Source organism: Mobiluncus porci (genome assembly GCF_009695935.1).
Classification (GTDB): Bacteria; Actinomycetota; Actinomycetes; order Actinomycetales; family Actinomycetaceae; genus Mobiluncus; species Mobiluncus porci.
The window spans coordinates 101956-125088 of sequence record NZ_VUMY01000005.1; the positions used below are offsets into that span (position 1 = coordinate 101956).

A 23133-nucleotide genomic window follows, 5' to 3' on the forward strand; every position below is an offset into this window, starting at 1 on the left:
GAGTGGGTGAATCTAGGTAGAAAGTTCCGCCACCGCGGTAGCATCGCCCACACCACGAGCCCGAAGATACCGATTGCCCCCCAAGGTTGCGAGGGGTTTCCCGAGAGTGGTTTCTTTACCGATTTCAGTAAACAGGGCGTGGAGGGCGAGGGACACTGTTCCGAGAATCGCCACCCCACGGTGCCAGATAGCGGCGCGGTCCAATCCCGCGAAGAGAGCCTCAATCCAGCGGGTAGAACTCATGATGACGAGAGTCCACATGAAGAACCATACGGCTAGAGACCTGAAGGCTTCCCCCAAGGCGGAGGAAGTGGTGGCCATGGTTTTCAAAACGCCCCCAAGGTTTCTATCGAGGCTCACTCCGTCGGCCAAATTGGTGAGGTCCTGACCGGTGAGGAATTGCCACGCCCAGATGCCTAAGTAGATTACGGTTGAAATCAGGAATATCCACGGCCCCATGCCTCGGAATCGAAACCGGATCCAAGTGGTGCGCCTTGCTGATGCCCTACCCATTGCACTATTTTTCACGCCTCAAATTATATAGAGCCGTCCGGTTGGTCACCATAGCAAAGACCCTCACTCCCAGGGTTGCTCAGGGATAAATCAGGGGATTCCCTGATGGAAAACCCCTTTGACCTCCAGTATCGTCGAGGATACAACGAGAGGAGACCACTCATGGATTCAAACGCACCTATTGCCGCGCTACGAGGTGTCACCAAGGTTTACGGCACCGGCGACGCGTCCGTCCACGCCTTGAACGGCATCAACCTCGACATCCGCGCCCACGAGTTCACTGCCATTATGGGACCGTCCGGATCCGGAAAATCGACTCTGCTGCATCTGCTGGCTGGTCTGGACGCGGTGACAAGCGGGGAGATCACGGTCGGAAATGTGGACATCACCCGACTGAACGACAAGGCTCTGACCCTGTGGCGACGTGACCAGGTCGGATTCGTTTTCCAGTCTTTCAACCTCATCCCCACTGTCGATGCGCGGGCGAACATTGAGCTACCCCTGCGACTCGCGGGAAAACGCATCGATCCCGAGTGGTTTAATCGGGTCGTTTCCGCCCTGGGCCTCGAGGACCGTCTCACGCATAAGCCCTGGGAGCTCTCCGGTGGCCAGGTCCAGCGCGTCGCCGTGGCTCGCGCTTTGCTCGCGCGGCCACAAATTTTGGTCGCCGACGAGCCGACCGGAAACCTCGACTCCGCCTCGAGTGCGGAGGTGTTGTCGCTTCTGCGGCAAGCCGTTGATACATTTCAACAAACTGTGGTCATGGTCACCCACGACCGTCACGCCGCGGCCACAGCCGACCGGGTTCTGATTGTGCGCGACGGCCAAATCGTGAACGACCTCTCCCACCCCTCTGCTGCCGAGATTGCCGAGGTGGCGTAATGAAAGGCCTCTTGAGCGCTAATTTGCGTGCCTCAAAATCCTCATACGTCGCTACCGTGCTAGCGATTGCGCTAGCGGTGGCGTTTCTCCTCACCTGTCTCGGCTTGGCCGGTGGGATGCGCGTGTCTATGGAACACAATCTCGCCTGGAATTTGAACGGGGCTGACGTGGTGGTGGTTCCGAAGGAGGGAGAGGCTCAAAGCATACCCTCCGAGACAGTCAACAGTATCGCCTCGGGCCTGGGGTCAAATCGACCGGATTGGGACCTGCTCCCCCGCAAAGATCTCGCCATGAACTTCAAGAAAGGTAAAACTGCCTCGTTTCTCATGGTGACGGAACTCGGGGAACCCCGCTTTGATCCTTCCGCGCTGGTGAAAGGAAAACGGCCCCAGGCCGGAGAAATCGGGATTGAACAATCTACGGCCAGCGCGCTCGGGGTGGGTCTCGGGGACACCTTGACTGCGGAACTGTTTGACCCCAAGACCCAAGGCGTTCGCGAAGAGCCGCTCCAGGTTTCCGGCATTTTCGCTTCCCGACCGGCTAGTTTTCCGAGCGTCTATGCCTCGGCAGAGGATTTTGGTAAGTGGTCGAAAGACATTGAACCGTCCCTGATTCTTCTGGGCGCGCCGCGCGCTTTAAGCCCTCAAGAGCGCGCGACGGAAGCCCGAGCTCTCGCGGAGATTATGTCTTCTGTTCCCGGCGCCGCCACCCTCGAATTCAAGACTTTTGATGAACAAGTGGCCTACATCGTAGACCACACCATTGGCGGGAAGAATGTTCTCCTTGTGTTGGCGCTCCTGTTTCCGGTGATTGCCGCGGTGGTCGCGATTATCGTCGTGAGCGTGACCTACAGTGTTTTGCTCGCAAGGCGCCGACGCCAGCTCGCCTTGTTGCGGGCGGTTGGGGCGACTAAGGGACAACTGCGTCGCCTAGTGGCAGAAGAAACCCTGCTCGTCGGGGCGATTGCCTCCGCCATCGGAGTCCTTGCCGGGGTCTTGTTCGCGGGGATGGCGAATCTTGTCTCGGGGCTGGTCAAGGATCCGGTAGGGGCATTTACCGCAGTTTCTTGGCCAATGATTCTGGGATCCTTCCTTGCGGGCGTGGCGATTTCCTTCCTCGCCGGTTTCGCTCCGGCCCGCGTAGTGGCAAAAGTCACCCCGATTGAGGCGCTGGCAGATGAGAACACGGGAGGGAAGGCCACTAAGCGCCGCGTGGTGAGGACAGTCATGGCGTCCTTGCTTTTCGTGGGCGGTACCGCGCTGATGATTGCGGCGGTGTGGCTTTCCCGCAGCGCCGCCATGGAAGGCGCCGGAGATTCCGCGAATCCGGAGATTTTGTTCTACCTGTTCCTCCTGGCGATGTTCTCCGGCGTGGTTTCCTTTATCGGCCTGCTGCTCCTGGTGTCGGTGTTTTTGCCTTATCTCACTGCCGGATTGGGGAAGCTGTCGGCAAAGTCTGCGGTGGTGTGGCGTCTTGCGGTCTCGAACACTCGCCGCAACCCCCGCCGAACCGGAGCTACCGGCGCCGCGCTGACCCTCGGGGTGACTTTAGTGGTGCTCTTGTTGACCGGAGCAGCTTCAACAAAGGCAACCGCGGTGGAGGCAGTCAACAACGCCAGCCCGATAGATTTCTATATCAGCGCCACAACCGAGCCGTTGATGTCGGACGGGATTAAGGAAATAGCGCGGGTGGAAAACGTGGCACGGACGCGGGTCGCGAATGGGGTGTTGGGGAGTTACACCTTGACTGAGTTGGAAATCTCCAATCCCCAGACTGAGCCCGATGCCGAAGATTTTTCCGTCGATACCATGCTTCTGGTGGAGCAAACCGACCTCCGCGCGGTGGCGCGGGCTCCGATTGCGCAGGTGAAGGCCGGCGAAGTCGGCATCCCCATGTTGAGTAAGGACTACGTCGGGAAGAACGTCGAAATCCGCTCCCACGGGGTGACTTTGCAGCTCAAGGCAGCGTTGACGCCCTTGAGTGATGTGCAACTCAACCCCAGAGATTTCGCGAGGCTACTCTCCCCGGGCAATCCGGCTACCCAGCGGGTGCTGTACCTGCGGGTGAATGACGGAATCTCTCAGGAGAAGTTGCAACAAGTCGCCTCTCGAATCCAGGTTCTCGCCGGAGACGGCAGTGTCGTGGGCGGGGAAGCGCCTGACCGCCCCATGTTTGAAGGCATCATTGAGGCGATGATGTGGGGTGCTTTGGCGATGCTCGGGGTTTCGATTCTCGTGGCTCTGGTCGGGGTCGCCAACACGCTGGCGCTGTCCGTCTTGGAGCGGCGCCGCGAGCACGGGCTCCTCAGAGCAGTGGGGATGACCCGCGGTCGGCTTGGGTCGATGCTTTCCGTGGAGGCGCTTCTTATCGGGGCGGCATCAGTGGCCATCGGCATGTTGGCCGGAATCGGTTATGCCATTGCCGGGGTGATGGTCTTACCGTTTAGCGAGATCGCCACGCATTTGCACTTTGTGGTTCCCTCGCAGGCTTGGGGGGCGGCCCTCGCGACTGTCGCGGTGGCGCTGCTGGCTTCGCTGCTGCCGGCCCGCGCCGCCGGTCGCGTCACTCCGGTCGAAGCGCTGGCCCACGACTAGCGGAGAAGCAAACTTTACCGGTGGGGACGGGCTAAAGTGGTAAAAAATTTACCACTTTAGCCCGTCCCCACCGGTAAAAATCAATCAAAAAGCGGGCGCCAGTCGGGATCCGCGTGAGCCTCGAAGCACAGCGCGAGCTGCGCCGCATTATTTTTCCCCGCGGCGAGTTCCGGAAGTTCGTCGGCCCCGAACCAGCCGCATTCGGTCGTCTCGAGATTGTCCTCAAACTCCCCGCCGAGATAATCGCATTCCACAAAGAAAGTAAACACTGAAAACGGCCCGCGAGTCTGTCTCCGACCTTTCTTATCAACCACCGCGATGAGCCGTCGCGGTTCCACGATGGCACCGGCTTCTTCTCGCGCTTCTTTGGCCGTGTTGGACTTTACTGACTCCCCCACGTCAACCCAACCGCCAGGCAGCGCCCACAACCCGCTCGTCTCATGAACCAAAAGCACTTTGTCTTCGTCGTTAAAAACCACCGCGCGAGTGTCCATCTTCGGAGTCTGATAACCGTTATCGGCGAGGAAAACTTTTTCCACGTTCTCAAGCGGGTCCTCGGTCACCACCGCCGCAATCTCCGCCGCAATCTCACGAACCCGCTGGTAGCGGTCCTTGTCGTAATCATCGTGGCCGTAATGAAGCCCGGACTGGCCCAGAGCCTGCAGTTTCTCAATGAGATCAAAAACCCGACGTTGCTTTTCGTTCACTGTTCCTCCGTTGCTGAAGCTGTCAGTTCCATGCTAACCCCCTGGAACCGACCGGCCCTCCGTAGCTACTCCTCACGGTCCCGGTTTAACCCCGAATTGACAAGGAATTAACCGAAAGATGTTTTCAGGCTGGCGATTCCGCGCGCCTTTAGGGAAACTTCACTCACCTCCGAAATCAACGGCAGGAGAATCGGAACCGTCCCCTTGGCAACCAGTATCACCTCGACACGGGTCGGTTGAGTCTCTACTTCCGCCAAAGCAATGTGCTTGAGACCCGGAGTTAAAGCCGGGTCTGCTCCCGCCAAATATTCTTGCGCGCGAGAAGCCGCGTCAACCTGGTCGATCCTTAGCGCCCCAGACTCGCCGATTCCTGTTTGGTAATATCCCGCGTCCTCTACCTGGGAGGCTGCCATCGAAGCTGTCTGGTCGGCCAAGCGCTGGAGGCGACGCTGTTCGAGATAGATTCCGGAGACGCTCATGCTCATCAAAATCAAGGTTGAAAGGAGAACGCAAGCCCCGAGACCGAGCAATATTACCCGCCCGTCTTCTTCGCGTATGACTCGCCATAATGTCCTAGGCACCGTGCTCACCCCACTGAATCGGATGGGTCGAGCTGAGGCTAATTTCGGCGGGAATGAGCCCGTCCAGTAGTGTCCCCACTACTGGCAGGGGCACCTGGACGTTGACGCTCACTTCTCCCCGCGAGCCTGCTGCCGGACAGTCTCCGGTCTCGCACACTAGGCTGAAGGCGGTTCCGCCCACCGGTAGTCCCTGGTCTGAGGCTGCAAGTTGTACCGCCAATTCGGCAGCGGTCGTTCCGGTTTGGGGATGTTCTGTCAAAATCCGGGCACTGGCCGCGGCTCCCGCTTCTGCCGCATACAAGCCGGCCTGGATCTGGAAAAAGACCAGGATGAGATACACGAGCGGAACCAGGAGTCCCAGAACAACTCCCACGAATTCAATCGTGGCCTCCCCTGATTCCTCGGCCATTCGCTCCCAAAATCGCGCTGACAATCTCGACTGACGGGCTTCGTCTACTCGGGCATCCCTCCGTAACTCGGGAGATTTTGCCCTCTGGTGCCATATATGGCAGTGATGGCCAAAATCTCCCGAGTTACGTAAGACACCTCCACTATTCACGGCTCGATCTCCACTATTCACGGCCCGACCTCCACCATGGCGTGCCCCACAGAGCTCAGACTTCCCGCCCCGAAAAGCCCCAAAATCGGGATCGGCGCCTCGATTTTGACCTCTACGACCTCAACTTCCGAGCTGGAGAACTTATTGGAAACGCTAGCGACCGGGATTCGGGAGACGCTCACTCCCGTCACGTAGCGCTCTCCGATAGTGGAGGCCAGAGCCCCGCGAACAGTAGTTTCCGCCGCGCTCTCGGGCGCACCGACAACCGCGACCGCATGGGCCCCGGCTCCGGCGGCATCTATCAGGGTCGTCTTCACCCACAGCACTAGGGAAAACTGCAAAATCCCCAGCACGAGAAACATCACGAGCGGGGCGATGAGTGCGAAACTGACCGGCTCCGAACCGCGGGAGTCGTTAAATTCCGGAAACCGAGGCGATTGCACTGTTGAACAGGTTGGTCAGTGCGGGCAGGGCGACGGCGGACAGGGCCACGACAAGCCCCGCGGTCATCAAGGTAACCATGACCCAGCCGGGGACGTCTCCGGTTTCGGAGGCGAGTCTCTGTCGGACGGTATCGAGCCGAGATACCTGGCTGATTGTGGGGTATTCCATATATTTCTCCTTCTAGTAGTTGGTTTTTTCCACAAAGTTTCTTCCGAGATTCCCTTAGTGAATGGTGGTTAACTGCAGCGCCACCAACCCGGGATAGAGCGCGAACACGACCGTGAGGGGCAAAATCAGGAACACCACCGGAACCATCATCCACACATCCTTCTTGCCACCTTGGGCAAGGAGCTGGTTTCGCGCCGCGGCACGGGAGTCAGCAACCTGTTCGCGTAGGACTTCCGCTAGGGGCGAGCCGCGTTCCAGGGCGGAGACGACCGCGTCGACCAGGTGTGAGAGGATTTCCGATTCGCTGCGAGTCCGCCAGGAGGTCAGGCTGGGAGCTAGGGATTCTCCGCGATTAATCTCCCCCATGAGACGAATCAGCTCTTCGCCGGTGACTTGGGTGCAGCGGTCTGCCACCCTTCCCAAGGCCACGTAGAGGGACTCCCCCGCCCCGACGGCCAGAGCCAGCAATTCGATAGCATCGGGTAGTTCCTGGTTCAATTGCAGTTGCCGTTTTTTCGCCGCCTGGTTCAAGAGGTAATCCGGAAGCATCAGGCCGGAAAGCGGAAAAATCAGGAGCATCGCCGCTGCCCCGAAGGGGTTTAATGTTCCTGCCGCCGCGCCCAAAACAGTGAGAGTCACTGCCGCTAGGCTGAGCCCCAGCGTCCACCGGCGTTGATTCCGCCGGAAAGCCGCGAGACTGGTTTTAGAACCGGCTAGAACGATTCGCCGCTTCACGCTCTCATTCGTGGAGGCTACGGCAGACACCAAGCGCAGCGGGACCGGACTTGGACTCGACACCACTTCCTCGCTGTGCAGATACGGTTTCACCCGCCAAGTCGGGAAAACATTTAGGGCATCCCTGGTGAAGAGCAGGCTCGTAGCACTGCCCAGGAGAATGGCAGCTCCTCCTCCCAGCAAAGCGGTAACGGTATTTGCGTCCATGTTCTGCCCTACTCGCTCATGGTTCTAGGAACCGCATCAAGTCGCCCAAGGCGAAGCATTAATAGGTATGCCACCACGGAGATGCCGGCGCCCGTGAGTAAGATGGCCGAACCGGTCGGAGTGGAATAGATTTCGAAGGTTTGCCCTTTGAAAAGCAACATTGCCAAAATAATCCAGGGCGCGGCGGTGGCGAGCCTAGCTCCGGTCACAGTCCAGGATTGTCGCGCCAAGATTTCGGCGCGGGTGCGTTCCTCGGCGCGAAGCATGGCCCCGAGGTCTTCCAGTAGGGCCACCAGGTCGTTTCCTCCCACCTGGGCCGCCAAACGCAGGGCTTCGATAATGCGATCCCCGATAGGGTCAGCAAGTTCTCTTTTCAAAAGTGCGAGAGAACTGTCCAAATTCCCGATGGCTCGGTAATCCGACACGAATCTTTGGAACGGGGCTCGCATGGAGGGAGGTACTTTCGCCGCCACTTCGAGGAGGGTTTCTCCGAGACTCAATCCGGCTCGCACTCCGGAAACGAGATCATCGACCAGGTGGGGCCAGTGTTTGCCGCGACTAGCGCGGAGTTTAGCCTGTTTTGAGTTGAGGCTGAGATAGGGAAGATAGGACGCGAAGATCCCGCCGAGAATCGCCACCACGCCGAGTTTGGTGACTAGAAAGAGAGCTATTCCCGCGGCGAGGCCACCGGCCGCTGAAATGGATAAAAACCGTGTCAAGGTGAGTTTGGTCTCGGAAGCCGCGGCCCAACGCAGGAATTTCTGTTGCTGATTTCTCCAATATTTTTCCCAGCCGTCGCGGCTTCTCGCGCGGCGGGGCGCGGTCCAGACCAGCAAATATGCCCCGATTACTGCGATAAGTGTCGGGATAAGTTCCGCCATGAGTTCCCAAACGCGCTCAATCATGGGACTTCTCCAAGAGTTTTGCGAGGTGGCGCGCCCGAGACCCGAAGGCAGCCTCGAAATCGAAACCGGGAAGCTCGGCGGGGGTCTGCGGACGAGGCTCTCCGTCAGGGGCTTCTGGCGGAGCGTCCTGGAGCCGGTAGAGTGGAGTGCCTTTGACCCGACCATTCTCAATTTGCCCATCCAGAGCCAGAATCTCGCTGACCGCACGGGTTCCCTGCCAGGTGCCACGCAACTGGATAATCAGGTCGATGGCGTTGGCAACTGTGGGGATAACAAAAGCATCGGTAACGTTTTCACCTGCCAGAAGCGGCAAAGTCGTGAGTTTCATAATCGCTGCCCGCGCGGTATTGGCGTGGATAGTGGACATCCCGGGAATTCCACAGTTCAAGGCGATGAGCATGTCGAGGCTTTCCGCCCCTCTCACCTCCCCGATGATGAGCCGGTCAGGTCGCATCCGCAGGCTCTCTTTCACGAGGTCGCGCAGGGTGATTTCACCGTGTCCCTCCAGGGAGGCATGGCGGGTTTGCATCGCCACGCAATCCGCGGATTTGAGATTTAGTTCCAAGACCTCCTCACAGGTCACGACTCTTTGCTCGGTAGGAATCTCGCCGCAAAGCGCCCGAATCGTCGTCGTCTTCCCCGCCTGAGTCGGGCCGGAAACCACAATGTTGAGCCCAATGCGGACTGACTCGGAGAGAAACTCTGCCAGCCCCGGCGGCATCAAGTTGAGTTTCACCAGGTCGGATACTTTCCTGGCTTTGGCGTGATGTTTGCGGATATTGATGGACCAAGAGGAGGTCACTGGTGGAATCACCACATGGAGCCGTTCGCCCGTTTCCAAAGTGGCGTCCACGCAGGGGTTGGCGTAATCAAGGTGTCTTCCGCTTGGTCGCAGCATCCGCTCTACCAGCGCTCCCACTTCCTTGTCAGCCAGAAGGAGATTCGTGAGTTCCGCCCTGCCGTTTCGAGAACAAAAGACCTGAGAGGGACTGTTGAGCCAGATTTCTTCCACTTCCGGGTCATCCAGCAAGGACTGCAAGGCTCCGTAGGTCATGGTTCCTTCCCTCTCTTCTCGCTGCGACTCTCCAGAAAAATGCTCGTTTGATTAGCCTAGGTCATCTTTAGCATGTTTATAAAACCGCTCCCACCCCTTTTTACCAGCATATTCACAGTTTACATTCATGTAATATCCAGTTAACCTGCAGGGTTGCCTCTGTTGCCAAAATTGATTTTGGCCTTCACCGACGCGGTTCCAAGTGTGGGACGCAACCCTTTACGCGATGGCAAAATAGGCACTCTCCTGCTTGGCAACGGCTTAAATGCTTTAGAAAACAGTAGGGTTAACCCATGAGTGAGAATCTATTCTTGACCTTGGCTGCTCTCGCCACAGTGGCGAATCCTGACTTGGAGGTCGAGGCCCTGTGCCCGCCCAGTGGCGAGGATCAGGATTTCGTTTGGACCGGAGTTCTAGATCGGGAATCGAATCGCTGGATGGTTTTGGCTTCAAAAAATTCCTCGGCCGCGACTTCGCTGGAGAAGCAGGAAAAGATTCTTTCCATGTTGGCCAACTACCACGACGCCCATCGCATCCCCTTTGAAGTGCCACGCCTCATTGGACGAGCCTCTAAAAAAGATGAGAATCTTACCGCCGTGGTTTATCGTCAGCTTCCCGGTAATCCCCTGGATTTCAACGATATTGGAGAAAAGTCTGAACTCGCGCGGAGCCTTGGTAAAGCCATTGCCGCTCTCCATGAAGTGCCGACCAACCTCGTGGAACACGTGGGGCTTCCCACTTCGAGCGTCGCCGAGATCCGCGAGAGTCTGAGAGACAATCTGTCGCGGGCGGTTTCGACCGGCCTGATTCCCCCCACCTTGCAGGCTCGTTGGGAGCAAGCCCTTGATGAAGACGCCTGGTGGCATTTCCATCCGACTTTCATTCACGGCGCCTTGGATCCCCAAAACGTTTTAGTCGCCGACTCGCGAGTTTTGGGCGTTTCAGGATTCGGGGAGGTCTCGGTCGGGGATCCGGCTCGCGATTTGGCTTGGCTGGTTTCGGAACTCACCGCCGAGACGGTTGATTCCATCTTTGATGCCTACCATCTCGGGAGAGCTGAGGGAGCAGACTCTTTCCTTCGCCAGCGCACGGATCTCTACACCGAGCTCTCCTTGGTGGATTGGCTGAACTGGGGGGTAGACCAGGAAAATCCGGCCATTATTGCGGACGCGAAAGATCTCTTGGAAGAACAACTGGAGCGCCTGGATGGTGATTTTTCGCTCACCGGCAAGCCACTGTTTGAAGATGACACCGAGACGATGGACTTGGCGACAGATTCGGAAAGTCTCGAAGTTGAGGGCGGGGATGCCGGGGAAGTCGCGGGTGATCTCGAAAGGGAAAAACCTGGTTTCAATCCGGAAACCTCTTCCGGAGCCGACTTTAGTTCAGATATTGAGACAGATTCGTCCGCATCTTGAGATTTCTTTTGGTTTCTTTCCCTGGAGGCTGGTAGCGTGAGGGCACCGCGCCGCACGGCGTGGGTGGGTCACTAATCAGCAAGGAGTAAACGATGGCCGAATCCAATCTCGAAGTTCAGGGTTATATCGTCCCCAGCGAGGTGCCGACCCACTGGTACAACATCATGGCGGACTTTCCCGAGCCGATGGCGCCGCTTTTGAATCCGGCAACTAAAGAACCGGCCACCAAAGAGGACATGGCTCCGATTTTCGCCTCTCACCTTATTGACCAGGAGCTTTCCACCGAACGCTATCTGGAGATTCCCGAGCCGGTTCGCGAGATTTATTCCCAATGGAGGCCTTCTCCCCTGATTCGTGCGGCAAGGCTCGAGAAGATGCTCGGCACGAAGGCCCGCGTGTACTACAAGTATGAGGGGGTTTCCCCAACCGGCTCGCACAAGCCGAACTCGTCTGTCGCCCAAGCGTATTACAACAAGTTGGAAGGTATGGATAAGGTCACGACCGAGACCGGCGCGGGTCAGTGGGGCGCGTCGCTGGCGATGGCTTGTGCCATGTTTGACCTCGGCTGTGAGGTTTACCAGGTGCGCGCGTCTTTCGAATCGAAGCCGTACCGCCGGATGCAGATGCACACCTACGGCGCAGATTGTTACGCCTCGCCAAGTGACCGCACCGAGTCGGGCCGCGCCATGCGCGAGCAGTTCCCAGACACTTCCGGCTCGCTCGGCATGGCGATTTCCGAGGCCGTCGAAGTCGCGGTGAAGAACCCGAAGGCGCATTACGCCTTGGGTTCAGTGTTGAATCAGGTTCTGATTCACCAATCGGTAATCGGCTTGGAAGCCATGGCTCAGCTCGAGGCGGCCGGAGAGGGGACGGCCGATGTGGTCTTTGGATGCGCCGGCGGAGGGTCAAACCTCGGCGGTCTCGCCTTGCCGTTTATGGGTCGCGAACTTCGCGGCGAGGCTCCGCGGCATACCCGGATTGTCGCAGTCGAACCAAAGTCTTGCCCCTCGATGACCGAGGGTGAGTTCCGCTACGACTTCGGCGACACTGCCCAAACCACGCCACTCATGAAGATGTACACGCTCGGGACGGACTTCGTGCCGGATCCGATTCACGCCGGTGGCCTGCGCTATCACGGCATGGCTCCGATGGTGTCTCACGCGTACCATCTCGGGCTGATGGAGGCGATATCTCGCCCCCAGGACCAGACCTTCGCCGCGGGCCGTGAGTTTGCCCGCGCCGAGGGCATCATCCCCGCCCCGGAGTCCTGCCACGCCATTTGCGGAGCCATGGACTACCTGAAGTCCGGCGAAGCAAAAGACGGTGAAGTGGTCTTGATTGGCATTTCCGGAAACGGCGTTTTGGACCTCCCCTCTTATGATGCGGTTTTGGGCGATTAGTCGAAGCGGCTTGCAGCGGATTTGGCGTCTAGCTCAGATCCACTCGTAGCACTTGGAAAGATGCGGCTGCGCACTGTCAGTCCCTGATATGCCTCCCCTCTCCCGCTCCTTGACCAAGCATGGCAAGAACCTCGCTCGCTGTCGCCTCGGCAGCAGCGAGGTTCTTTTCCAAGAAGTCCAAGGTGTAGTCTTCCAAGCCAAGATGAGCGCAGATGTCTTCCAACGTCAAGACTTGCTGTGGTGGATCTGCTTGGCTCAAGAAAATATAGGCGCACACCACGTTTTCCGGTTTTGTCTCCGGATGAGATTGACACCAGAACAGGCGATAGATTCCGAGCTGGTGAACCCACTGGGAATACATCTCTGGCTGGGGTTTTGTGCCGGTTTTCCAGTCCACAATCCAAATTTTCCCGTCCTCGAGATCTTCAAAAACCGCATCCATGCGCAGTTTCAAGACAACGGGATTATCTCGACCCACGATGAGATTCCCCTCGCTTTCCACGGCCAAGTTTCGCTTATTCCGAAGGAGTTCCAAATCGCGGAACCGCTGTTTCCATTCGCGGAGCATTTTCTTCTGGCGATCCGGAAGCCTCGACTCCACCGCAGATTCGATATCAAGCTGGTCAGCATCAAGCTGATTTTCCGCCCAGGCGTGGAAGATGGTTCCGAGCCGAGCCCAGTCAGATGGCTCCTGAGGCAAGGGTCGCAGCTTTTGGAGCATATAGGCTTCGCCCTCCCCACCAAGTTTCGCCATTCCGGTGGCAGAAACCCGGTTGAACAGCTCGCTAGGTTCTAGGCGAGAACTCTTCACATTCAGCAGCTTATCGAGCCTCCTGGCAAGAACCCCGCTTCCTCCCTTGGTTTGAGGCTTGGAAGCTTCCACAATTTCTACTGAGCGTTTCAGATCTTCTCGATGCTCGATAGCCGCAGGTGAAGGCCACACCGCCCCCTCGAAGTAAGCCAGGTTGGGATTCGTTTCGTCCTTATCGATTTCTAGGCACCTGGTCGGTGGCAGTGAGTCGTCTTCAACCCAGTCAAGCAAGCTGCCTTCCGAGGTTTTCGCGGAGTCATCGCTCCTGCCTTCACAGATCGCACAGTGACCCTCGAAGATATGGTTGTGCACTGACTGTTCAATCAGAAAGAAGGGACTTGGGCTTCTTTTTGTCTTGTTCCGTCTTTCAAACCAGCAGGAGGTCAACAGCAAATGGGTTTTTGCCCGAGTGAAGGCCACATATGCAAGGCGAGCCTCTTCTTTCAGTGAATAGAGCTTCTTATCCTCTTTATACTGACCCGCCAAGGTTTTTTTCAAGGGCTGTCCCTTTTTCCCGATACCTTGGAAAGTCTCGAGTTGGTAATCCGGGAGATAGTCACGGTCGCTTCGAAGCGGATAGGGCAATACATCGCGTTGAGTCAGCCACATCTGTTGCTTGCTGGAGGGGAAGACATTGTCGTTGAGATTCGGAATCGCTACATAATCCCATTCAAGCCCCTTGGCGGCGTGGATGGTGAGAATTTGAACGCAGGCTTCATTCACGTCCATCTCGAGTTCCGCAAAACTCGCTTCTTCGCTTTCCCCAGCTTCGAGCCAACTCAAGAATCCTTGTAGGGAAGCGCCCGGAGTCCGCTGGAAATCTCGAATCATCCCCAGGAATTCGGAAAAAGCTGCTGGATTGAGCGGGGATGAGGGAAGTTGTGCCTCGATGTCGAGACCCAGGAGACGGTGAATCATCCGTGCGAGCGCTAGTGGAGTGGCGAAAGCCAGGTTATCCCGAAGCTTCAGGAGTAGGCTCCGCAGTTCCCCGAGTCTCCAACGAACCTCAGGGGAAACCTCCACCCCACCTTCCATGATGACCTGGTAAACGCTAAGGCCTTGGCGGTTTCTCCCGATTGCTTTCAGATCCTCAAGACCGATCTTGTAGCGATCCAGCAGTGTCAGAAGGGAACCACTGTTGTCAGGATTGGCGCAAACCATCATCGTGGCGCGAACCAGTTTCACTCCGGGGTCGCTCAGGATTCCCTCGAGTCCCCGTGTTTGGTAGGGAATTCCGGCGTCTTCGAAGGCTGAAGCAATCGCTGGGATGGCACTTCTACCACGGCACAAAACTGCCGCAGTGGGAAGGCTGAGCTTCGGGGTGTCGTCGTTACGAGCTTTCGCCCTTCGCAACTGTGCCTCAAAGTCTGCGCGAATTTGGCGCCTTTCTTCCAGCCACTTCCGGAAGAAGCCGACAAGAACTTTTGCCTGGTCAGTATCAGTTTTGGTGCGGGCAGCATGGACGAAGCCATCGGGTGCATCCGGTCTCGGGCTCAGGGGTTTCACCAGGAGCGCATCAGGGTCTTGTTCCCATTTGCCCTCCGGGCGTCTGCCGGGACGAGTGGCCTTCGCGATTTCCTCCGAGATTCGGTTTGCCGCCTCCAAAATTTTCTTCCCATTTCGCCAGGAGGTGGAAAGACTCAAGACCTCGTAGTTTTTCAAATCGCTAGCGAATTTGGAGGCGAAATCTTCCATAGAAGCAGCCGAGGCTCCGCGCCATCCATAGATCGACTGGTTCGGATCCCCCACTGCGGTCACGGCGTGGTCGGCAAACAGCGCAGCTAAATAACGCATCTGCGCGACGGAGGTGTCTTGAAACTCATCCAAGAACACCATCCGGTATCTGTCTCGTTGGGTTTCACCGACTTTCGGAAGGGTTTCCACGAGTTTCACCGTCTGGCGGGTTTGGTCGGAAAAATCCGCAGCCAGCAACTCTCGTTTACGCGCCTCGAAGGCTCGCAGCGCCCCCACCGCAGTAGTTCCGAAGCTCATGGTCGTGAGGATTCCTGCCAGCTCGTTCTTAGCTTGAAAACTTAGGTCATCCCATTCGTTGGCGCGAATCGCTTTAGCCCTAGCAGTCTGGTTCTTATAGAAATCCTCCATATTGTCGAGGTCAACGAGGTGAGCATTGGCATCCCCCGAGAGCTTGAGGAGTGATTTCACAATGTCCTCCGTTCTCTCCCCCTGAGCCTTCTCAGTCAGAGGCAGCGGATAGGTTTCCACCACGTCCGACATGATTTGGAACCGCGCCGCGTCTGTGATCATCGCGTACCCGCTCTCTCGGCCGAGCAAAGCCCCAAATTCACCGAGGAGGGCTGAAGCATAGGAATCATAGGTGGAAGACGTTACCGGATGACGCAGCACTTCCGGAGTGATGCCACGCTCTTGGAGGGTGATAAATTTGGGTTGATATTTCTTTAGATTCGACTCTCCTTTCAAGGAGTTTTCCATCGTTTCAGCCAGAGCGTCCAAACGTTTCATAAAACGAGCCGACATCTCTCCCGCAGCTTTCCTGGTGAAAGTGAGGCCCAGGGCGTTCTCGGGAGGAATTCCGGCGTTCACAATCCAATACACCAGTCGGTTTGCGATGGTTTCCGTTTTCCCGCTTCCAGCCCCCGCGATAACGAGAACCTGTCCCAAGGGAGCCGCAATCACCGCTTCTTGTTCCTCCGTAGGTGGCATAGCGCCGGAAAGCTCAGCGACTTCTGCCGGGGTAAACAACTCTTCCATTTCTTCTTCCTTCTGGGTTGCGCTCTGGTTTTGACCCAGATCTTTTGGATTCTGCTTCATTCCGTTCATCTCCCCTGCACCTCCAGGTTCAAAGTGTCGGTGCTCGCCCATTGGTCTGGGAATTGCAGCCTAGCAAGTTGCGGTCCGCCGAATGCCTTTACCGCAAGGTCCACACGGTCTTGCAGATATGCACCCATCGTCATCCATTCGGGGTCTCCCTCCCCCGCCTTGTCTCCAGCCAGCCAAGCCTCCGGGTCCTCGAGCAACTGCCGATGTTGAGCGGTGAATGGATCAGGAAGCTCGATTTCGGTTTCCCAATCCCCGGGTTGAAGAAGCATTCCATAGGACAACTCCCTCAAGATGGGCTCAGTAAAGGGAGACTTCGGAGGATGTTTCAGGGTCACTATTGCCGCTCCCCTGCAGGGGCGCTTCTTCCCTTCCTTCGAATCATTAAAGGCCTTTTGATACAGCATAAGCTGGAGGTTAGCCGCCACATTCATCACGGTGAATTGCAGGGGTGTCCCTGTCTTGTAATCAACGATCAGGGTTCCTTCCGGGCGAAAAATCACTCGGTCAATCGATGCCGCGTATGTTATAGCCCCGGTGTTCTCCCGATTCGGGATTCTCCCGAAACAGGAGTATTCAAAAAGCGAAGGATATTGGTTTTCCACCAAGAAATTAGCCAGCGGGGGAAGACACACCATCACTTTTCTTCGGAAGTTATCTCCAGAGGCAGTATCCGGCACCGGGAGCATCTTGGCGACTTCCTTCTCCAGCTCATCCAGGATTTCTTCCACAGTGAGGTCATCTCTGATTTCTGAGCCGTCCAACCAGTACCGTTCGCCTACTATTCTTGCGGCTTCGTGGACGATAGTTCCCGCATTATTCGCAGCTAGATTATCTTCCTCTTCGTCGGCAAAGCCGCTCCAGCCCAGAATGTAGTCAAGTGGATTGCGCAAGGCTCTTTCAAAACTGGAAGCGCGGACTCTCACCTCGCGGGCTTTTGAGCCTAATGGTGAGGAAAGCACGCCCAGCCAATTTTTAGGCTGTGCGGGGGCGTATCCTCTCGCTCCCAATGTGGCCAGCAGACTTGCCGCTTCCACGGCATCGTCTCCTATCGGGGTTTCGTTGCCCTCTACTCCAGCCTTTACTTCCTGGTGGGGTGTGTGGGGCATTTCTCCTTTCATGGTCAAGGCGCGAAGATGCGCGGTGAAATCCCTAAGATTGGAGGGAAGCCGAGAGATTTTCTCTCCCGATGCTTTGAGGTGAAGCGCCCTCACTAGGGGCAAGAGAAAAGGTGAGGGGCTCACACCGTTTCCCTCAGATGTCGCCAAGATGAGGGTTCCGCTGGTTCGGGTGATGGCGGCAAAGAAATTTTTGAACTCGTTTTGCCATCCCCATTGGAAACCGATTTGTCCCGATTTCCCGTTTTCCCTCTCGGTTTCCTCGGAGGATTCCAGTTCAAACATGGTTGTTCCGAGAAGAGAACCGGGCCAGCGCAACGAGGGCCAGTTGCCTTCAGTTAGGCCCGCGACCGCCACGATGTCCCAATGCTTCGAGACCGCAGAGCTAGACGTTGTCACCGTCACCGCTCCGGGAGAAAGATGATGGGGAGCTACAGTTCCGGTCGGCAAGTCGCGCTCTAGCATACTGCGCGCAAAGTCCCCCGCGTTTCGTCCCGGATTTCTCGCTTCGAACCAATCAGCGGCTTTCACCAGATCCATTACGAGGTCAAGGTCGAGCTGGATAAGCTTACGGACCTGCCAATCCAGAGTGGAAGAGAGCGCCAGATCGCGTAAATCTTCGCCACGCCCAATCCCGTTCCAGATTTTCCACAAAATAACCTGAACCGATTCCGGCTCTCGCTTCCATTCCTCGCGGGCATTTCTCAGGGCTCCAGCGATTCTTACCACTATTTCGGCATCGGGGAAAAGCCCCACGATTTCCTCGGGAGTTCTCCCAAAAAATTGACTTCCGCTCAGGGTGACACGCCAAAAAGCTCGCGTAAACCCAAGCATTTCCGAGGCGGAGAATTCTTCCTCCGCCGAGTCTTTTTCCAGATTCGTGGTGGAGTTTCCCTTGGCTTCTTCCGTTTTTCCACCTGTGACCCCCTCCGAAATCGAGAGCAAAGCAAAATCCCCAAGTTTCGATTCAAGATTCCGAATTTTCCATGTGTCGAAACCGATAAGAGCGGAGCGCAACAGGTCGAGTAAATCAAGTTTCCCCGCGGATTGCGCCAGGGGTAAATCAGAACAAACTGCTTGCATCATTGTGAGGAGCCAGTAAGTCATGCGCCCCTCGTTGAGCTGCTCAGTAGAACCGGGAATTGAGGCCGGGATTCCCATCATTCCGAGGACTTCCACAATCGTCTTGGCATCGCTCATTGTCCTAGTGAGGACGGCCATGTTCTCGTATGGCACCTCCGTCTCGGAGAAGATGTGTTTTTCTTGAAGAATTCGGGCGATTTCGCGGAACTGGTCACTATCGCTAGTTTCTTGTACGAGGATAACTTCCGAACCGATGTCAAGCTCTTCACCAGGTGGCACTTCCAGTTCTTTATCTTCCTCAACCGGCGCCCAGAGCCTAGTCCCGATTCCATGGACTCCCATCCTCGAAATCACCGTTTTCCACAGGCGTCTTAAACCTTTGGGCGCGAACATCTGGGTCAAAAGGATTTCCGTGACCTCGCGTCCAGGAATGGTCTCGAGTCCCCGTTTCAGTTCTTCCCACGCTTTTTCGGTTCCACCTCGATACGTGTTCACTGAGGTCTGTGGAGAGGTCATCGCCACTACCTGAGTTCCCAGCCTCGCCCACGCCAACACAATCTCAGTCATTAAACCGTTGGCGTTTTGCCAATCATCAAGCCCCACAAAAACCGGAACCGGGGCGCCATCTTCTAAGGCTCGCAGATATTCTTCAAATAGGGATGCCGTATCAAGCGGCCAGGCTTCTTCCCGAGCCTGACGGCGTTTTTCAAGGCGGTCTTTTCTCATCATTTCGATAAGTTGTCTCACCAAAGGATGAACCTTCTTCAGCCCCGCATTTGTCCCCAGAGATCGCACTCGGAACAGGCCGTCAAGGAGATCCTTCAAGAACCCTTGCGTCTCCAAAGCCGGTCTCAAGTCCTCACCGACTTCTAGGTGGGAAAGAAACTCTTTGACTTCCGCAAAGAGCTCCGCATCAGTGGCTAGGCGCGCGGGAGGGAGTTTCTGGCTTTCCCGCCACGCGTTGAGCCGCGCAAAGATCTCGGAGGAAAATGATTTACAAATTCCCAACGAGCCTCCCTCACCGTCTCCCCAGGAGCGCATTTTCAGTGCCTGGTTGTTGAGAGCCTGGGCCGCCTTCCCATTTCCGCAAAGGACCAATGTTTCCGGGTTATTGACAAGCAACGCTGCCAAAAGAGTCGTTTTTCCGCTCGCCGGACGTCCAGCCACAAGAACCGAGGCCCCACTTTCCAAGGCCGCCAGTAGGGGAGCGAATCCTCCCAGCTCGGGTTTCTCCCGGTTGAGGGTTCGTTCCAGGAGTCCCCAAACTGACTCAAAGTTCATAGTTTCACCGTTCATGCCTCCACCTTACTAGCCGCCTCAAAACGAAAATTTCGCTTCGGGAAACTTCCCATATTTCGCACTCTGGCAAGGAAAAACATAGAATGGTTCCCGGCTTTTGATTCAAGAGAAAAGGATGAAGATGGAAATCAAAATCGGCATGAAATCTGTGGCCCGCGAAATCGCCCTCGATGTGGATGCTTCTTTCGAGGATCTCAAGAAGAAACTGAAGCAGGCCATTGAGAAAGAGGAGCTTCTCGACCTGGTCGACAAGCGCGATTCCCACACGCTCCTGAGCGGGCGCGACATCGCCTATGTCGAGTTCTCCCCCGAACAGCAAACCCGCATCGGTTTCGCCATCTGAAGTTCACGCTTCTAAACCGACTGGTTCTTAGCGAATCTCCCCGTCCAGGTAGACCCAGCGTCCCCCGCGGCGAACGAATCTCGAACGCTCCTGAAGTGTCCGTCTTACCCCGCCGAGCTCGTAGTGAGCCACGAATTCGACTTCGCCGGTCTCTTCGCCAATCCCACCTCCTCGAACCTCCAAAATCTCCAGTCCCTTCCAGGTCATGCCGGTATCTCCCAAGACCTCTGCCGGTCTTGTCCGCGGGTGCCAAGAGCGCAGAAGATAGTCTTCGCGGCGCTTGACGAATGCTGAGTACCTGGCCCGCATCACTTCTTCGGCCCGCTCGGCTTCGCGAGCCCCATCGTGTAGCGGCTCGCAGCAATCCGCATAGTTTCGTCCCGTCCCGCAAGGACATAAGCGCGCTTTCATAACCCCAGGTTAGCCTCCCGACCCGAGGACTTGAAAACTCTCAGCTTCGAAACTCCGGGTTAGCCGGGGGGATTTCAGCATTTTCCGCTTTAGAAAAGCCCAATCACGAGCGCAGTAAGGGCGAAACAGCAAAGGAAGCTAATCCAGAACACGCGCTTGTTTTTCCCGGTCATGCTCCAACCTTACCAACAGAAAGAAACGGGCTGGCACACGAGCGTCTAGTCCCTAGTCCCCGTGGCTGCATAGCCTTCGCTTTCAAAGTATGCGAGGCACGACTTCTTCACTTCCGTAGCACGCTGCGCTACAATGGTTATATGCAAGCCACTTTGACCCAACGAGAACTGCGCAACGAATCCGGCCGCGTGATGCGCGAGGTCGCGTCCGGCGAGTCTTTTATCGTCACTTCTAACGGCCGTCCCGTGGCCGAAATCGGTCCGGTTAAAGATGACTGGTTCGCTCCCACAGTTCGGGTCAGGCTCGATTTCGCCGGTGCACCTCGAGTTGATGGCTCGAGTTTGCGCCGGGATGTAGACGAGCTTATTGATATGGATGTTTTGTAATGGCCATCCAAGACGCGCGCGGATTGCTGGACACCTCGGTTGTAATCGACCTGGAGACGTTGGATCCCGCGGTGCTTCCCGAAGCCATCGCCATCAGCTCGGTTACCCTTGCCGAACTCGAGGCGGGTGTGCATGCCGCCAAGGATACTTCCGAGCGTGCAGTCCGTCTGGACAGATTGCAGCGCACCGAGGCGGCTTTCCGCCCAATTTCTTTCGATGCCGCCGCAGCCCGGGCTTTCGGTCGTGTTGTTGCCGCAATCGTGGCCGCCGGTCGCAAGCCGCGCCGCCGCTTTGCCGACCTTGAAATCGCCGCGACGGCTCTTGCCCACAACCTGCCTTTATACACCCGCAATCCCGTTGACTTTGTTGGCCTTGAAGACCTCATTGCTCTCCGGTCGGTGTAAGCGTACTCGGCGTCGTCGATTAAACGTTTCTTGCCGTCGGTGGCGGTTATTTTAAACTGTACGTTTTTCTTTCGTACAGTTGGGTCGCACCCTCCGCCTTCAACTTACGTTTGAGGTCGCTCCAATATCGTCGTGGATTGTCCGCCTCGCTCAGCACCCCGACCACATCAACCACGGAAAACAGCCACTCCTCGCGTGATTCATCCCACGTGGTGCGGATGCGCCGGGGACTGCTGAGGGTTTGGTTGACGTTTTTCTTGTCATTTCTGCACTTCTAGCCCACTTTAACAAGTTTGCGGATATCTGCTCTCACACCAAACTAAGAACGCGTTTCTCCTTCAAAAAGGGTGAATGTTCGCCGGGTTTAACACCCAACATTGCTTCTATATCACCTGCGCTCAATCCAGTAGATTGGAGAGTTTCACCAATGGAAAATGCAAATTCAGGAATTTCGTCAGGAACGGCATCCCCGCCTGGTTCATGTTTCTTCCATCCCCGGCTGTTGAGATGCTTGTAAAATTTCGTTCGTTCGGCACTGCTTACCTTTCCGAGTTGGTAAGCACGCTCAAAAATTGCCTGAATCGAAACTCCCCAAAGGGCCTTTAAGGCTAGCAATTTGGCAATGTTCAGATTGTCAAGTTGTGAACTAATAACCGTCTCAGGCATAAGAAATTCAGCAGCAAATTTATTTGCCTGAGTTTCAATTCCAGGATCAACGTAATCATTGTGAAGAACCAGGTGACCAAGCTCATGTGCGAGGGTCAACCTTTTCCGATCCGTGGAAAAAGATTTATTCAACAGAATAACTGCGTGACTCCCAGCCCACTGTGAGCAGCCGTCAATCCTTTGTGTACCAAAATCCTGCTCGAAGATAAGAGAGCCCGCCGACTCAACCCAACGATACAGATTGCGCACAGGGCCAATTGGCATTCGCCATGCGGTTCGCAGAAGAATTGCCGCATCTGCGGGAGAGACCTCGTCGGGATCAAAGTGCGGAATTTCGTTCTCAACACGCAATGGCAGTCGTTCCAGCACAAAGGAAGCTTGCATGCGAAGCATATTCAACTCCGCTTCAATGCGTTTCCAGTCCGTGGCTTTTGTGGTCTTGTTGCGTCTCATATGAGCCTCCACAGCTATAGCTCCATACATACGGAAATCATGCATCAAGAAGTCTCGCGTAACCCCGAAGATATCTGTAAACCGTGTAATCACATCGGGTTCTGGCTCGCGCAACCCATTTTCGTAGCGAGATAAGGCAACCTGAGATATGCCAGCTTTCTCTGCCAATTCTTCTTGTGTCCAACCATTCTTCGTGCGCAAGGTGAGCAAAACATCTGCTATAGAGCTTCTCATGATGCTACATCCCTATAATCCTCAGCCAAAGCCTCTGCGAGGTCAATCTCCGGAAGGCTCGGATTTGTAATGGGCTCCCAAGTGATTGTCTCAATGTTGGCAGAATCTCGTGAAAGCTTAACCGACCAAATCGGTTCATTAAGTTTTCTATATAGAGTCAACAAGGCATCTTGAGGCTCCCTCAAGTCTTTATCCCAGTGGTATCCCAATGCGAGGCTAAACGATTCAAGTCCTGGGATAGTGAAAAAATCGATATTCCAAAACTCCTGAGCACCCCTCGTCGGATAGCTTGAGATTCTGTCATTGGAATCGTGTCGCTTAATCCGCATGATAAGTTCCGTTCCGAGATGCACCTCACGGATGGGTTCTTTATCGACGAATTCGAAGGAATCAAGATTCGAGGCGTTCTCCTTGAGTCGAGCCCAGATGCGTTCGTGCAGGAAATTTGCGATAAAACGACTCGAGAAACTGACTGCCCAATCGGGATGCCACTTTTTAAAAGCTTTGAAGTCTGCAGTTGCACCTTCAACAGATTCGACAAATCTCGAGATAAACTCTTCACCGAGCTTCTCCCGAACTTCTTCTTGTGTGGGGATTTTCTTCGTTTTCATACCAGAAAATATACCACTTTTTCTTTGACCTGGTAGTTTATGTTCGCGCGTCTCCGAAAAATAATTGCCTGAGTGCCAATAAAATCCGGGCGCAACCTCTCCTCGCCTCTGAATTCGAAGCAAGAATAGGAGACTCGTCCTTTACAATGGGTTGAAAGGATAGAAGCGAGGTGACCC

The 23133-nt window shown here is 55.9% G+C and carries 21 protein-coding genes; 7 read left to right on the forward strand and 14 right to left on the reverse strand.

The genetic code is table 11. From position 1 onward, the window contains the following. Positions 1-12 precede the first annotated feature (12 nt). Complete coding sequence (locus tag FYJ63_RS03865) at positions 13-513, reverse strand: ferric reductase-like transmembrane domain-containing protein (protein WP_229769934.1); 501 nt, start codon at positions 511-513, stop codon at positions 13-15. 162 nt (positions 514-675) lie between these two features. Between FYJ63_RS03865 and FYJ63_RS03870 the strand changes: the two genes are divergently transcribed. Next, positions 676-1395 (forward strand): ABC transporter ATP-binding protein, encoded by a 720-nt coding sequence (locus FYJ63_RS03870; protein WP_154543941.1) that lies wholly within the window; start codon positions 676-678, stop codon positions 1393-1395. A gap of 11 nt (positions 1396-1406) precedes the next feature. Then, positions 1407-3989, forward strand: a complete 2583-nt coding sequence (locus tag FYJ63_RS03875) for an ABC transporter permease (protein WP_229769935.1) — start codon at positions 1407-1409, stop codon at positions 3987-3989. A gap of 80 nt (positions 3990-4069) precedes the next feature. Here the strand turns inward: FYJ63_RS03875 and FYJ63_RS03880 are convergent, their stop codons facing one another. The 8 genes from FYJ63_RS03880 to FYJ63_RS03915 form a co-directional block, all read right to left on the reverse strand. Further along, complete coding sequence (locus FYJ63_RS03880) at positions 4070-4696, reverse strand: NUDIX hydrolase (RefSeq protein WP_277026008.1); 627 nt, start codon at positions 4694-4696, stop codon at positions 4070-4072. Between the two features lie 107 nt (positions 4697-4803). After that, complete coding sequence (locus tag FYJ63_RS03885) at positions 4804-5277, reverse strand: pilus assembly protein TadG-related protein (protein WP_277026011.1); 474 nt, start codon at positions 5275-5277, stop codon at positions 4804-4806. Then, the gene (locus tag FYJ63_RS03890; protein ID WP_154543945.1) at positions 5270-5686 is read right to left on the reverse strand and encodes a pilus assembly protein TadE; all 417 of its coding nucleotides are present in this window, start codon (positions 5684-5686) and stop codon (positions 5270-5272) included. Before FYJ63_RS03890 ends, FYJ63_RS03885 begins: the two co-directional genes overlap by 8 nt. Positions 5687-5853: 167 nt before the next feature. Then, entirely contained in the window at positions 5854-6279 is a 426-nt protein-coding gene (locus FYJ63_RS03895; protein WP_277026014.1) for a TadE family protein, read from the reverse strand. Beyond that, positions 6251-6448, reverse strand: coding sequence for a hypothetical protein (locus tag FYJ63_RS03900; protein WP_154543947.1), 198 nt, complete (start codon positions 6446-6448; stop codon positions 6251-6253). The genes FYJ63_RS03895 and FYJ63_RS03900 overlap by 29 nt, the downstream gene beginning before the upstream one ends. A 54-nt stretch (positions 6449-6502) precedes the next feature. Continuing rightward, positions 6503-7390, reverse strand: coding sequence for a type II secretion system F family protein (locus tag FYJ63_RS03905; protein WP_154543949.1), 888 nt, complete (start codon positions 7388-7390; stop codon positions 6503-6505). An 8-nt stretch (positions 7391-7398) separates the two neighbouring features. Next, positions 7399-8295 (reverse strand): type II secretion system F family protein, encoded by an 897-nt coding sequence (locus FYJ63_RS03910; protein WP_229769936.1) that lies wholly within the window; start codon positions 8293-8295, stop codon positions 7399-7401. Next, a complete protein-coding gene (locus tag FYJ63_RS03915) occupies positions 8288-9349 on the reverse strand; it encodes a TadA family conjugal transfer-associated ATPase (protein WP_154543951.1) in 1062 nt (353 codons plus the stop codon). Before FYJ63_RS03915 ends, FYJ63_RS03910 begins: the two co-directional genes overlap by 8 nt. 293 nt (positions 9350-9642) lie before the next feature. Here FYJ63_RS03915 and FYJ63_RS03920 point away from each other — a divergent pair, with 293 nt between their 5' ends. Both FYJ63_RS03920 and FYJ63_RS03925 read left to right on the forward strand, forming a co-directional pair. Next, positions 9643-10767 carry a phosphotransferase gene (locus FYJ63_RS03920; RefSeq protein WP_154543953.1) on the forward strand — a complete coding sequence of 375 codons (1125 nt, stop codon included), beginning with the start codon at positions 9643-9645 and terminating at the stop codon, positions 10765-10767. A 92-nt stretch (positions 10768-10859) separates the two neighbouring features. Next, the gene (locus tag FYJ63_RS03925) at positions 10860-12167 is read left to right on the forward strand and encodes a TrpB-like pyridoxal phosphate-dependent enzyme (RefSeq protein WP_154543955.1); all 1308 of its coding nucleotides are present in this window, start codon (positions 10860-10862) and stop codon (positions 12165-12167) included. Positions 12168-12243: 76 nt separating this feature from the next. Here FYJ63_RS03925 and FYJ63_RS03930 read toward each other — a convergent pair whose 3' ends face one another. Beyond that, positions 12244-15708 carry an ATP-dependent DNA helicase gene (locus FYJ63_RS03930; protein ID WP_229769937.1) on the reverse strand — a complete coding sequence of 1155 codons (3465 nt, stop codon included), beginning with the start codon at positions 15706-15708 and terminating at the stop codon, positions 12244-12246. Between the two features lie 65 nt (positions 15709-15773). Continuing rightward, positions 15774-19271: a PD-(D/E)XK nuclease family protein gene (locus FYJ63_RS03935; RefSeq protein ID WP_154543959.1), complete on the reverse strand. Its 3498-nt coding sequence runs from the start codon at positions 19269-19271 to the stop codon at positions 15774-15776. A 124-nt stretch (positions 19272-19395) separates the two neighbouring features. Here FYJ63_RS03935 and FYJ63_RS03940 point away from each other — a divergent pair, with 124 nt between their 5' ends. Next, positions 19396-19617 (forward strand): DUF3107 domain-containing protein, encoded by a 222-nt coding sequence (locus FYJ63_RS03940; RefSeq protein ID WP_229769938.1) that lies wholly within the window; start codon positions 19396-19398, stop codon positions 19615-19617. Between the two features lie 27 nt (positions 19618-19644). Here the strand turns inward: FYJ63_RS03940 and FYJ63_RS03945 are convergent, their stop codons facing one another. Continuing rightward, positions 19645-20028, reverse strand: coding sequence for a YchJ family protein (locus FYJ63_RS03945; RefSeq protein WP_154543963.1), 384 nt, complete (start codon positions 20026-20028; stop codon positions 19645-19647). A 314-nt stretch (positions 20029-20342) separates the two neighbouring features. Between FYJ63_RS03945 and FYJ63_RS03950 the strand changes: the two genes are divergently transcribed. Both FYJ63_RS03950 and FYJ63_RS03955 read left to right on the forward strand, forming a co-directional pair. After that, a complete protein-coding gene (locus FYJ63_RS03950) occupies positions 20343-20588 on the forward strand; it encodes a type II toxin-antitoxin system Phd/YefM family antitoxin (protein WP_154543965.1) in 246 nt (81 codons plus the stop codon). Beyond that, a complete protein-coding gene (locus tag FYJ63_RS03955; protein WP_154543967.1) occupies positions 20588-20992 on the forward strand; it encodes a type II toxin-antitoxin system VapC family toxin in 405 nt (134 codons plus the stop codon). The genes FYJ63_RS03950 and FYJ63_RS03955 overlap by 1 nt, the downstream gene beginning before the upstream one ends. 309 nt (positions 20993-21301) lie before the next feature. Here the strand turns inward: FYJ63_RS03955 and FYJ63_RS03960 are convergent, their stop codons facing one another. Next, the gene (locus FYJ63_RS03960; protein WP_154543969.1) at positions 21302-22345 is read right to left on the reverse strand and encodes a helix-turn-helix domain-containing protein; all 1044 of its coding nucleotides are present in this window, start codon (positions 22343-22345) and stop codon (positions 21302-21304) included. Continuing rightward, positions 22342-22956, reverse strand: a complete 615-nt coding sequence (locus tag FYJ63_RS03965) for a hypothetical protein (RefSeq protein ID WP_154543971.1) — start codon at positions 22954-22956, stop codon at positions 22342-22344. Before FYJ63_RS03965 ends, FYJ63_RS03960 begins: the two co-directional genes overlap by 4 nt. Between the last annotated feature and the right edge of the window lie 177 nt (positions 22957-23133).